The following is an 11,785-nucleotide window of genomic DNA, read 5'->3' on the forward strand; positions in this document are numbered from 1 at the left end:
GACCATCGACCCGAACAGTGGTGCTGGAGGCCACCAGGTGCTGGTCGGCCAGCTGACAGGGCTCAAGGGTTAAGTCCTCGCCATGTCGCCTGGGATGCAGGCGCTGGTGTGGGTAATTGCCTCTTGATCAAGGCTTAACAAACTCCTGGCGAAGTCTTAACGACGGGGTTGATTGAGCCCGTTGATGGTTGGCGGGACATCGGCAAGCCCACCTAATGCCCCGCCCCAGCTCGACGCCAGCCTTCCCGCTGATCCCGGAATCCCAGGCCTCGGCCAGCGCGGACGTGATCCAGGCCGCGGCCCCCGCCCTTGCCAATCGAAATGCGTTCCCGGGTCAGTCGGCACAGGCCCCTGCATCCCCTCTGCTGGGCAGCCTCAACCTGACGCCAGCAGGCCTGTCGGGCGAACAGTTCCAGACGGAAATTTCCGCCACCGTGACCGTCGGCGGCAAGCTGTTCGTGTTCTCCAGCGGCGGTGGCAGCAGCCTGCAGGTGACCAACGCCACGAACCCCTCGGCTCTGTCCCTGGTGGGCCGCGTGGAGTATGGCGGCGGTTACGTGTCCCAATCGGTGGCCACCTTCGGCAACCTGGTGGCGGTGGCCCTGTCGCCGGCCAACTACGGCACCAGCGGTGGGGAGGGCCTCGTGCGCTTCTACCGCCTCGGCACCGACGGCAGCCTCACCAAGATCACAGATGTGACGGTGGGCTATCTCCCCGATGGTCTGGCCTTCAACGCGCAGGGTACGAAGCTGGTGGTGGCCAACGAGGGGGAACCCGCTGCTGGTTATACCCTTGATCGCCCCGGCAGCATCGGCATCATCGACATCCAGGGTCGGGCTGGACAGGAGCGCTTCAGCTACAGCGGCCTGGACTTTGCGGGGATCACCCTGCCTTCCGGGATCCGCCTCTCCGGTCCTGCTGGTACCACCCAGGCTAACGACATTGAGCCTGAATACGTCACGGTGCTGGGCAACTACGCCTACGTGACGCTGCAGGAGAACAACGGCGTGGCCAAGGTGAACCTGGCCACCAACACGATCGAGAAGGTCTTCGCCCTGGGCACGGTTGACTACAGCACCCAGCTCGTGGATCTGAGCGACAAGGATGGCGGCTTCAAGCCGAAGCTGGGTCAGAACTTCGAAGGACTGCGCATGGCGGACGGCATTGCCGCCTACAGCGTGAAGGGCAAGGACTACTTCATCACCGCCAACGAGGGTGATGGACGCGATTACACCGGCTACAAGGATGAGTCCGGCAATGGGCCAGATCCAAACGTCCGTACCCTGACTGACGATGCCAGGGTCGGCACTGATCTTGCCACCACTTTCGGCGGCCGCAGCATCAGCATCTTCGATGCCAATACCGGAACCCTGCTCTGGGATAGCGGCAACACCCTGCAGACGGTCGCCTTCGCGGCGGGAATGTATGCCGATGGCCGCAGCGACAGCAAGGGTGTGGAGCCCGAGGGTGTCATCGTGGTTCAGATCAACGGCCGCAGCTATGCGATCGTGAGCCTTGAGCGCACGTCCAGCTCGATGCTGGCCGTGTTTGATGTGACCGATCCCACGGCTGGCCAGTTCGTGACCAGCACGGTGATCGACGGCAGCATCTCCCCGGAAGGGCTGAAGGTGGTGGAGGCCAAGCAGAGCCCCACGGGTCGCCAGCAGCTGGTGGTGTCGAACGAGATCTCGAACACGCTGAACGTGTTCGATCTTGAGGCCCTGATCGCTGCGCCGCCGGTGGCCGGTGCCGGCACCTTTGCCAGCACCATGCTCAAGGATGTGGCCGGTGGTCCCGAGCTCGAGGTCACCAACTTGATCACCAATGGTGAGTTCACCAATGGCCTCAACCCGGGCTACAGCGTCTATGCACCCACCGGCATCTTTGACGGTCTCGGTGCCTACGACAATGGCGATGGCACCTTCACGGTGCTCGCCAACAGCGAGCTCGGCAACACCGTTGGTTACGGCTATCTGGTGGATGGCGTTGCCCTGACTGGAGCCCGGATCAGCAAGTTCATCATCGACAAAGACGTCGACGACGACGCCTCCAATGGCTATCAGTCAGCCATGGTCTCCGGCGGCATTGCCTACAAGGAGATCATCGACGCTGAAGGCAATGCGGTGACCTCTGCTGCTCAGCTCAATGGTGGTTTTGCCCGCTTCTGCTCCAGCAGCTATGAGCAGGCCGATCGCTTCGGCGCTGGCCGCGGCTTCGTGGATTCCATCTTCCTCACCGGTGAGGAATCCGACGAAGGACTTCTCTATGCTCTCGATACGGAGACCGAGGTGATCTATGCCTTGGCGGGCCTGGGTCGCGCTGGCTGGGAAACTGCCATCCAGGTGGACACCGGCAGCATCAACACAGTGGGCGTCCTGCTGATGGACGACAACACCGCCCCGATTTACCTGTGGGTGGGTGAGAAGTCGACTGCCGATGGAGCCAGCTTCCTGGAGCGCAATGGCCTGGCTGCCGGCCAGGGCAACCTCTACACCTGGGTTCCCACCGCTGGCAGCATCGGCACCGCCGCTGGTACAGCTGGTGTTCCCGATTCCGCCGATCTCAATGCGCTGGCGCTGGGCACGGCGGCAGCTGGTAGCTGGGTGCTGGTGGGTACGGGGGCCCAGGTTGCCCTTCTGAGTGAAGCCCAGCTGCGCACCACGGCCAATGGCCTGGGAGCCCTGCAACTGAGCCGCCTGGAGGATGCCTCCATCAACCCGACCGATGGCCAGCAGGTGGTGTTCGCCACCACCGGCAACGCCGACTTCGGGGCTGCGGATACCTTCGGCAACCTGATCACCCTGGATCTCAGCGGCGCCTTTGACGGCAACGGCCTGATTGCTGGCGGCAACAGCACCGGTCTGGCCGTGATCTACGACGGCGACCGTCAGATCGCGGCCTGGGACGAGGCCTTTGGTGACGACAATGGCCAGATCGACATCGCTGAGCGCGCCGCCTTTGGCGCCACGATCATCCGCAACCCGGACAACCTGACCTGGTCGGCCGATGGTTCGATCTACGTTCAGGAAGACCGTTCTGTTGACAAGGCCTTCTTTGCTGAGCAGGAAGCTTCGATCTGGCAGGTGAGTGCCACAACCACCGATCCCCTCACCGGACAGGCAACGGCGGAGCGCTGGATGCAGATTGATCGCAACGCCGTGCCCACGGCCTACGGCCAGACTGATCCCCGGGCTGCCGGTGGCACCAATCCCGATCCTGGCAACTGGGAGTCGTCTGGCATCATCGATGTCTCCTACATCTACGGTTTGACGGCTGGTTCCCTGTTCCTGGCCGATGTGCAGGCCCACAGCCTTGTCAACGGCAACATTGCCGGCAATGGCTACCTCGCTCAGGGCGGTCAGCTCAACTTGATTCAGACCTCCGACCTGTTCTGAAGCAGCGCTGCTGCTTCTACCTGGGCCCCCGCGGGGGCCCTTTTCCCTTGCCCTCAGCCCCGCCCAACTCCCGCCGTCGCACTTCCCCTGCTGAATGCCCTCGCCGTGTCTAGACCGAGTTCAGGGATGGGGTGAGCGCTCTGGACCAAGGCAGCTCCCTGCTCAATGCCCTCGCCGGGCTCGGCCTGTTCCTGCTGGGCCTGGCCCTGCTCAGTGAGGGCCTGCGCAGCCTGGCGGGCCAGCAGCTGCGGCGGTTGCTGCTTCGCTTCACCCGCACTCCGCTGTCCGGTGCCATCACCGGTGCCTGCGCCACGGCGCTGCTGCAGTCGTCCACGGCGGTGACGGTGGCCACGGTGGGCTTTGTGGCTGCCGGGCTGATCAGCTTCCCCGCCTCCCTGGGGCTGGTGATGGGGGCCAATGTGGGCAGCACCAGCCTCGGCTGGCTGGTGGCCCTGGTGGGGATCCGGCTGCAGCTCAGCCAGCTGATGCTGCCGCTGCTGCTGCTGGGGGCGGGCCTGAAGCTGCTCGGCCGGGGCCGGGCAGCGCGCCTGGGCCTCACCCTGGCGGGCTTTGCCCTGCTGTTTCTCGGCCTGGCCACCCTGCAGAGGGCGATGGCCGGCCGGGGCCTGCTGCTCGACCCCGGCCACTTCGACGCCGCCACCGCCACGGGACGCCTGCAGCTGCTGGCCCTGGGCTTCGTCACCACCCTGATCACCCATTCCTCCGGGGCTGGGGTGGCCGCCAGCCTCACGGCCCTGGCGGCCGGCGCCCTCAACCTGGGCCAGGCCTGTGCCCTGGTGATCGGCATGGATCTGGGCTCGAGCATCACGGCCCAGATCGCCGCCATCGGCTCGGGGCTGAGCGCCCGCCGCACCGCCACGGCCCACCTGCTGTTCAACGTGGTGACGGCGGCCCTGGCCTTCGTGCTGCTGCCGCCCTACCTGCGGCTGCTCGCGGCGCCGTCGCTGCCCTCCAGCCAGCTGGAGCCGGCCTTCGCCCTCACGCTGTTCCAGAGCGGCTTCAACCTGCTGGGCCTGGCGCTGCTGTTGCCGCTCACGGGGCCGTTCGCCGGCCTGATCCGCCGGCTGGTGCGGGCCTCCCAGGAGCGGGAGGTCGACGACCTCGACGCCATCCCGCCGCCGCAGCCGGACCAGGCCCTCGAACCGGCCGCCGATGCCCTGCGCCAGACCTTCGGAGATCTGGTGGTGCATCTGGGCGGCCTGCTCGGCGCTCAGTCCGGTCCGGCACCGCCCCGGCCCACCGGCCTCGACGGACTGCAGGGGGAGCTCGACCGGATTGAGCTCTATCTCGATCAGATCCATGTGGAGCAGCTGGAGGCCCCCGAAGGCCGGCGCCTGCTGCACCTGCTGCACGGCCTGGACCATCTGCAACGGCTGCATGAGCGGCTGGAGGAGGAGCCCGATCGGGCCCGCACCGTGCGCACGGATCCGGCCCTGGCTGGGCTGCGGCAGGAGCTCCTGGGCCTGGTGAGCGCCCTGCCCGCGATCCTGGCGACGGACCACTGGATGGCGGCGAGCCAGGGTTCCGCCGCGGCGGCCCGGCTGATTGAGGTCAGCGTCCAGCCGCTGCGCCATCGGGTGATGGAGGCCATCGCCACGGGCGACCTGGAGCTGGAGTGGGGAACCCACAGCCTTGAAGCCATCCGCTGGCTGGAGCGGGTCAGCCGCCACCTGCAGCAGATCTGCCGCCACATGGCGCGGGCCACGGGCGCTTGAGACCCGTTGGCTCAGATGTCGAAGTCCAGCAGCTGGGCGCGGCTGGCATCCAGCTGCTTCCAGAGGCTGCGGATCTGGGCGTAGGCCTCATCCTGTTCGAGCTTGCCACCGGCCTGCAGCGCCACGATCAGGCCAATGCGATCGGCGAACTGTTCGAGATTCTGGTGAAAGGCCAGCTTCTGGGGTGACCAGTCGGCGCCGCGATAGCTGCTGAAGCCCTCCAGGGGCGCGTGGGCTCCGGCCGTCGGGTTGGCATCCGGGGGTGGGGGACTTTCGCCACCCTGGGGGTGCAGCGGGTGGCTCATCGGCCCTGAACGTTCAGGTCACCTTAGCGATGCCGTCGGTAGCCCGAAGCTCACCGCGAACGCTCAACCCCTGGTCCAGTAATCGTGGGCCTTGCGGTTGTGCAGGGTGACGATCCGGAGGCCGGCAGTAGCATGAAACTGCAGGCCGATTCAGGATTGCCTTGATCCCCGATCTACGGCAGCTGCGGCCCACTCCAGGTTCCCTTGAATCGCGGCGGCTGGAAGAGCGGCCCGGCACGATGCCCACCGCGCTCTACGTGGCCGGGGGGCGTGCCAAGACTGAATTCTGCGTGGTGGATCTGGATCCGGCCGGTGTGCAGTTGATTCCCCTGGCCCGGGCCTCGGCCCTGCGGGACCACTGCCAGTCGGGCCGACCGCTGTGGCTGCGCATCACGGGCCTGGAGCAACCCCATGCCATCCGGGAAGCTCTCACTATCCTGGGGGTTCCCGATCTGTTTCATCCCCTGCTGCTCGATGTGCCCCAGGCCACCCGGGTGGACTCCTTTGGTGATGTCATCACCGTGGTGATGCATCGCCTGCGCCTCTCCCGCGATCCCGCGGTGCTGGTGAGCGATCAGGTGGGCATGGTGCTGCTGCCGCACGTGTTGATCTCGGTGGAGGAGAGTCCCTCGGAGCAGCCCTTCGCCCCGCTGATCCAGTGGCTGCAGACCAAGGCGCCACCACCGGGTGCCGAGGATCTCGACGACCTGCTGCATTTCATGGTCGACAGCCTGCTGGATCCGCTGCTGCCGATGCTGGAGCAGATGGCCAATCGACTCGATGACCTGGAGGAGGCCGCCCTGCGGGACCCCAGCCCCAAGCTGCTCAACCGAGCCTTTCAGCTGCGCAGCAACCTGCGGGAGATCCGCCGCCAGCTCTGGCCGTTGCGCAACCAGCTGATGGTGTTCCTGCGTCAGAACCAGCCGATCATGGGTCCGGAGGGCCTGAAGGGATTCAAGGACATGATCCAGACCGTGGCCCATCTCTTTGACACCTGCGAGATGTTGCGGCACCAGTGCGATTCGGTGACGGAAGCCCACGTGGCCAGCACGGGCAACCGCATGAACCAGATCATGAAGACGCTCACGATCGTCTCCACGATCTTTGCCCCCCTCACCTTCCTGGCTGGCATCTACGGCATGAACTTCGAGTTCATGCCCGAACTAAAGTGGAGCTACGGCTACCCAGCCTGTCTGGCGGTGATGGCCCTGATCGCCACCGTTCAGGCCACCTGGCTGTGGCGGCGGGGTTGGTTCGTGGATTGGACCGGCACTCGTCCAAGGCGCTGAACGGGGATCTGTCTCCGGCTCACCCCGGGATCGCCGAGCACGCAACGCTGCGCTTGGTTCGTTGCTGCGCGGATCGGACCCGCAGGCGATCTATTTCAGCAGCTGTTTGCGGCTGCTCTTGAGCTCAGAGAGCAGGTCTTTGATCTGCCTGTAGGCATCCTCCTGGCTCATCTTGCCGTTGCCCTGCAGACCCACAATCAGGCCCACGCGCTCGGCAAACTGCTCGAGGTTCTGATGGAAGGCCAGCCGGTTGGGGCTCCACTGGCTCCCGTGGTACGAGCTGAAGGACTCCATCGGTGAATGGACCCCTTCAGCGGAACGTTCCGGCCCATCCCCATGGCTCACTGGGCTGCTGCTCATGGCGGCGGCTCCTCGGTTTCAGCCGAAGCGCCCAGAGACATAGTCCTGGGTGGCCTGCTGGCTGGGGGCATTAAAGATCTGCTCGGTGGGAGCGAATTCCTCCAGGCAACCCACCTTGCCGTCGATGTCGGCCTTGGACTGCACGTTGAAGAAGCCGGTCATGTCGCTGACGCGCACGGCCTGCTGCATGTTGTGGGTGACGATCACGATGGTGTAGCTCTTCTTGAGCTCGTGGATCATCTCCTCGATCTTGAGGGTGCTGATCGGATCGAGGGCCGAGCAGGGTTCATCCATCAGGATGACTTCCGGTTCGATGGCCACGGTGCGGGCGATGCAGAGGCGCTGCTGCTGACCACCGCTTAGGGCACAGCCACTCTGTTTGAGCTTGTCCTTGGTTTCATCCCAGATGGCGGCCTTGCGCAGGGAGCGCTCCACCAGTTCGTCCATGTCGCCCTTGTAGCCATTGACGCGGGCCCCGAAGGCGATGTTCTCGTAGATGCTCTTGGGGAAGGGGTTGGGCTTCTGAAACACCATGCCGATGCGGCGGCGCACCTCTACCGCATCCACGTCGCGCGCGTAGAGGTCCTGGCCATGGAAGAGCACACGGCCCTTGAGGGTGCAGCCCTCGATCAGGTCGTTCATGCGGTTGAGGGCCCGCAGCACGGTGCTCTTGCCGCAGCCGGAGGGCCCGATGAAGGCCGTCACCTGGCCCTTGGGGATGTCCATGAAGACATTGCGCACGGCCTCGTTGGAGCCGTAGCTGATGCCCACATTCTCCAGCGACAGGCAGATGTCCGAGGGGTTGCTGCTGGAGGCGCTGGTGGTGGGAGAGGAGGAGGTCATGGCGAGGGCGGGTGTCAGGCGCGGGTGAGTTGGCTGAGCCAGCGGGCCAGGAGATTGGCGGCCAGGATCATCAGCACGAGCACGAAGGAAGAGGCCCAGGCCAGGGAGATCTGGGCCTGGTAGGGCATGATCGCGAAGTTGTAGATCAACACCGACATCGTGGCGATGGGGTTGAAGACCCCCTCGGGCCAGAAGGGTGAGAACAGCGCGGTGAAGATCAGCGGAGCCGTTTCGCCGGCGGCGCGGGCAATGCCCAGCACGATGCCGGTGGCGATGGGGGAGAAGGCGGCCGGCAGGGTGATGTGGGTGATGGTGACCATCTTGCTGGCCCCCACCCCGAGGGCCCCGAGGCGGAGCTCCTGGGGCACGAGCTTGAGCCCCTCGTCGGTGGTCTTGATGACGGTGGGAATCATCAGCACGGCCAGGGCGATGCCGCCGGCCATGGCGCTGTAGCTCTGGCCGAAGAAGATGCGGGTGCTGACGATCAGGCCGTAGACGAAGACGCCGCAGATGATCGAGGGCACACCGGCCAGCACGTTGGTGCCGAAGCGCACGAAGCTGGCGAAGGAGCCGCCGCTGGAGTATTCGGCCAGGTAGACGCCACCCCCGACCCCCACCGGGATCGCGATCAGGGCGGCGATGGCGGTGACCAGCAGGGTGCCGACGATGGCGTTGCCGATGCCGCCGCCCTCCAGGCCAGGGGCGGGCGGCAGCTGGGTGAGCAGCGAGAAGCTGATCAGCGAGCCGCCCTTGATCAGCACGTAGGCCAGCACCAGCACCAGGGGCAGCACGGCGATGGTGGTCGCCAGGCCGGCCAGGCCTGTGAGCACGGCGTTCCAGCGGTTGCGGGAGAGCTGGGGTCGGAAGGTGAGGGAGCCGCGCTGGAACCCGGCCGCACTGGCGGCGGGGCTGCGGGATCCGGGTGCCTGAGGGGAGAGAGAGCTGTGCATCGGACCCGGATCAGGTGTATTTCAGGCTGAGGCGTCGCACCACCCACTGGGCCAGCACATTGACCAGCAGGGTGAGCAGCATCAGCACCAGGGCGGCATACATCAGGGCCGACACCTGGTTGCCATCCGCTTCCCCGAACTGGTTGGCGAGCATCGAGGAGATGGTGTTACCCGGTGCCAGCAGGCTCCAGCTGAAGTTGTTGGAGTTACCGATGATCATCGTGACGGCCATGGTTTCGCCCATGGCGCGGCCCAGGGCGAGCATCACGCCGCCGGCGATGCCGGAGACGGCAGCCGGCAGGATCACCTGCAGGATGGCGCCCCAGCGGGTGGTGCCGACGCCGTAGGCCGCCTGGCGCAGCTCGGGCGGCACCTGCAGCAGGGAGTCCCGGGCGATGGCCGTGATGATCGGCAGGATCATCACCACCAGGATCAGGATGGCGGGTGCCATGCCGGGCCCCTGGGGGTCGGTGGAGAAGACCGGCAACCAGCCCAGCCTGGTGTAGAGGAAGCTGAGGAAGGGCCGCAGGAAGGGCTCCATCACGAAGATGGCCCACAGGCCGAGCACTACCGAGGGGATGGCCGCCAGCAGTTCAACCATCAGCGCCAGGGTGTCGCGCAGCTTGGTGGGAATGATGTTTTCGGTGAGGAAGATCGCGGTGCCCACGCCGAGGGGCACGGCGATCACCAGGGAGAGGGCCGACGTGACGATCGTGCCGTAGATGGCGGTGAGGGCGCCGTACTGATCGCCCACCGGATCCCAGTTGGAGGTGGTGAGGAAGGCGAGGCCATAGGCGCTGATGGCCTGGCGGGAGCCGCCCATCACGGTGAGCAGGATGCCGAGCAGCACCAGGCCCACCAGGGAGGCCAGGGCCACGGTCATCCAGCGGAAACTGCGGTCCGCCAGCTTGTCGCTGACCGGCCGGCGGCGCAGGGTGAAGAGATCAGGGCCTGAATCCAAGCGCATCGGCACGATGGCGAACGGCTGTGAACAGCTTGACTTTCCCAATCTCCCATGCAGAAGTTCTGCTGGGTTTAAGGGGCGATTAACGGCCGTTCAACGTCTGGGCAACGGCCGGGGGCCGTTGGCTCAAGGGGGGTCCGGGTCCGGATCGGTCCCGGCTCAGGCGCCTCCGCCCTTGACCTGCTCCAGCCGCTCCTCCAGGCCGGCGATCAGCGCCAGGGCGAACATCGGGGTTTCCTGCACGGCAAACAGGAACGCCTCCCGGCCCAGTTCCAGCAGGCGGCAGGGCTCGAGCGCCACGGCCGTGGCCTGGCGGCGGTGCTCGCCCGTCACCAGGGCGGCGGCTCCGAAGACGTGGCCTGCCGTGATCCGTTCGGTGGCGGAGCCCCTGGCCTCGCGCAGTTCGATGACGCCCTCCAGCAGGCCATAGAGCCGATCGCCCTCATCACCCTCGCGAAACAGCGTGTCGCCGGCCTGAAGGTCGCGGACGGAGCTGGGATCGGTGAAGGCCTGCACGGTTCGAAGGGCATCGAGCGACATGGGCCACCGGGCGGATCATCCGTCAGTCTGTGCGAATGAGGGTTCCGGAGGATTAAGAACCCCTTAAATGATGCGGTTGTGTCGCTCGGCCGATCGACGTCCCTGGCCATAACCCAGGCATAACCTCTCTGGACTGTTTGTGGGCCAGAGTTGTAGTCAGTTGCCCCTCTCCGGCGTCATGCGCGGACGACCCCTGGCCTGTCTTCTGGTGGCGCTGCTGCTGAGCATCCGCCCTGGCACCGCCCAGACCGCCGGATCCAAGCCCGCCACCGCCAAGCCCGCCAGTACGAAGCCCATCAGCACGAAGCCCGCCAGCACCGTCCGGATCAATGGCTCCAGCACGGTGCTGCCCCTGGCCCGTGAGGCGGTGCGCAGCTTTCAGATGGGCGGCCAGAGCCGCGGCAGCCGCTTTGAGCTTGGCGCCAGCGGCACCAGTGCCGGTTTCCGCCAGTTCTGTGCGGGTCGGCTGAGCATCGCCACGGCCTCCAGGCCCATCAGCGGCGCCGAGCTCGCCCAGTGCGAAGCCCGCGGTGTGCGGTTCATCGAGCTTCCCGTGGCCTTTGATGCCATCACCGTGGTGGTGCATCCCAGCAACCGCTGGCTCGATCAGATCACCACGGCCCAGCTCAAAACGATCTGGAACCGCAAGGCCGAGGGAACCATCCGACGCTGGAGGCAGGTCGATCGCACCTGGCCCGATCGGGCCATCCGTCTGTGCGGACCCGGCCAGGACTCGGGAACCTTCGACACCTTCAACAAGGCGATCAATGGCCAGGAGGACAATTCCCGCCGCGATTACACCGCCAGCGAGGACGATGACGTTCTCGTGCGCTGCGTGGCCACCAACCCGGATTCCCTCGGCTACTTCGGCTTCGACTACTACCAGTCCAACCGCAGGGCCCTGAAGGCCCTGGCGGTGGCGGGGCCGCGGGGTCCGGTCCTGCCGTCCCAGGCCACCGTGCAGACGTCGCAGTACATCCCCCTGTCGCGCGCGCTCTTCTTCTATGTGAATGCGCGTGATCTTCAGCAGCAGCCCGTCGTGCGTCAGTTCGTCCATGCAACCCTGCAGCAGGGAACGGCTGTGGCCGAGCGCTCCGGTGTGATCCCCCTCCCCGATTCCACCTACCGCCTGGTGGCGGCCAAGCTCTATCGCAACATCGCCGGCACAGCCTTCGATGGAAACCTGCCGGTGGGCCTCACCCTCGGCAAGATCCTGCAGCGCAGCTTCGCCGAACACAAACAGCCCCAGTTCCGCTAGGTGTTGTGTCTCACCAGGTTCGTCAGCAGAGCAGCTCACAGAGCCGCTGCTGAGGCGAGCGCCAGCCCAGGGCTGAGTGCTTCCTGAGGCGGTTATAGATCGCCAGGTAGCGGGGCAACCAGCTGGTTCGCTCCTGCGAGTTCTG

Annotated in this window: 10 protein-coding genes; 4 read left to right on the forward strand and 6 right to left on the reverse strand. The window is 65.9% G+C overall.

The genetic code is table 11. From position 1 onward, the window contains the following. The first annotated feature begins 215 nt into the window (after positions 1 to 215). Together ACLV7J_RS14815 and ACLV7J_RS14820 are read left to right on the forward strand one after the other, a co-directional pair. Complete coding sequence (locus tag ACLV7J_RS14815) at positions 216 to 3,395, forward strand: choice-of-anchor I family protein (protein WP_411869833.1); 3,180 nt, start codon at positions 216 to 218, stop codon at positions 3,393 to 3,395. A 131-nt stretch (positions 3,396 to 3,526) separates the two neighbouring features. Further along, a complete protein-coding gene (locus tag ACLV7J_RS14820) occupies positions 3,527 to 5,131 on the forward strand; it encodes a Na/Pi cotransporter family protein (RefSeq protein ID WP_411869834.1) in 1,605 nt (534 codons plus the stop codon). A gap of 11 nt (positions 5,132 to 5,142) precedes the next feature. Here ACLV7J_RS14820 and ACLV7J_RS14825 read toward each other — a convergent pair whose 3' ends face one another. After that, on the reverse strand, positions 5,143 to 5,436 hold the full coding sequence (locus tag ACLV7J_RS14825) for a hypothetical protein (protein WP_411869835.1): 294 nt from the start codon (positions 5,434 to 5,436) through the stop codon (positions 5,143 to 5,145). Between the two features lie 161 nt (positions 5,437 to 5,597). Here ACLV7J_RS14825 and corA point away from each other — a divergent pair, with 161 nt between their 5' ends. Further along, on the forward strand, positions 5,598 to 6,725 hold the full coding sequence (corA, locus tag ACLV7J_RS14830; protein WP_411869836.1) for a magnesium/cobalt transporter CorA: 1,128 nt from the start codon (positions 5,598 to 5,600) through the stop codon (positions 6,723 to 6,725). Positions 6,726 to 6,815: 90 nt separating this feature from the next. Here corA and ACLV7J_RS14835 read toward each other — a convergent pair whose 3' ends face one another. From ACLV7J_RS14835 to ACLV7J_RS14855, 5 genes are all read right to left on the reverse strand, one after another. After that, a complete protein-coding gene (locus ACLV7J_RS14835; protein ID WP_411869837.1) occupies positions 6,816 to 7,019 on the reverse strand; it encodes a hypothetical protein in 204 nt (67 codons plus the stop codon). 84 nt (positions 7,020 to 7,103) lie between these two features. Next, entirely contained in the window at positions 7,104 to 7,928 is an 825-nt protein-coding gene (gene pstB / locus ACLV7J_RS14840) for a phosphate ABC transporter ATP-binding protein PstB (RefSeq protein WP_411869838.1), read from the reverse strand. Between the two features lie 14 nt (positions 7,929 to 7,942). After that, the gene (pstA, locus tag ACLV7J_RS14845) at positions 7,943 to 8,878 is read right to left on the reverse strand and encodes a phosphate ABC transporter permease PstA (protein ID WP_411869839.1); all 936 of its coding nucleotides are present in this window, start codon (positions 8,876 to 8,878) and stop codon (positions 7,943 to 7,945) included. Between the two features lie 10 nt (positions 8,879 to 8,888). Beyond that, positions 8,889 to 9,845 (reverse strand): phosphate ABC transporter permease subunit PstC, encoded by a 957-nt coding sequence (gene pstC / locus ACLV7J_RS14850; RefSeq protein WP_411869840.1) that lies wholly within the window; start codon positions 9,843 to 9,845, stop codon positions 8,889 to 8,891. A gap of 156 nt (positions 9,846 to 10,001) precedes the next feature. Next, on the reverse strand, positions 10,002 to 10,382 hold the full coding sequence (locus ACLV7J_RS14855) for a cyclic nucleotide-binding domain-containing protein (protein WP_411869841.1): 381 nt from the start codon (positions 10,380 to 10,382) through the stop codon (positions 10,002 to 10,004). 178 nt (positions 10,383 to 10,560) lie between these two features. On the opposite strand from ACLV7J_RS14855, the gene ACLV7J_RS14860 reads away from it, so the two are divergent. Then, positions 10,561 to 11,640, forward strand: a complete 1,080-nt coding sequence (locus ACLV7J_RS14860; protein ID WP_411869842.1) for a PstS family phosphate ABC transporter substrate-binding protein — start codon at positions 10,561 to 10,563, stop codon at positions 11,638 to 11,640. Positions 11,641 to 11,785: the final 145 nt, after the last annotated feature.

This window comes from Vulcanococcus limneticus LL (assembly GCF_943369875.1).
Classification (GTDB): domain Bacteria; phylum Cyanobacteriota; class Cyanobacteriia; order PCC-6307; family Cyanobiaceae; genus Vulcanococcus; species Vulcanococcus limneticus_A.

Bases quoted from the DNA above. Each gene is read 5' to 3' on its own strand.
- pstB (WP_411869838.1), bottom strand. From the start codon at position 7,928: ATGACCTCCTCCTCTCCCACCACCAGCGCCTCCAGCAGCAACCCCTCG.
- ACLV7J_RS14855 (WP_411869841.1), bottom strand. From the start codon at position 10,382: ATGTCGCTCGATGCCCTTCGAACCGTGCAGGCCTTCACCGATCCCAGC.
- pstC (WP_411869840.1), bottom strand. From the start codon at position 9,845: ATGCGCTTGGATTCAGGCCCTGATCTCTTCACCCTGCGCCGCCGGCCG.
- ACLV7J_RS14815 (WP_411869833.1), top strand. From the start codon at position 216: ATGCCCCGCCCCAGCTCGACGCCAGCCTTCCCGCTGATCCCGGAATCC.
- pstA (WP_411869839.1), bottom strand. From the start codon at position 8,878: ATGCACAGCTCTCTCTCCCCTCAGGCACCCGGATCCCGCAGCCCCGCC.
- ACLV7J_RS14835 (WP_411869837.1), bottom strand. From the start codon at position 7,019: ATGGAGTCCTTCAGCTCGTACCACGGGAGCCAGTGGAGCCCCAACCGG.
- ACLV7J_RS14860 (WP_411869842.1), top strand. From the start codon at position 10,561: ATGCGCGGACGACCCCTGGCCTGTCTTCTGGTGGCGCTGCTGCTGAGC.
- ACLV7J_RS14825 (WP_411869835.1), bottom strand. From the start codon at position 5,436: ATGAGCCACCCGCTGCACCCCCAGGGTGGCGAAAGTCCCCCACCCCCG.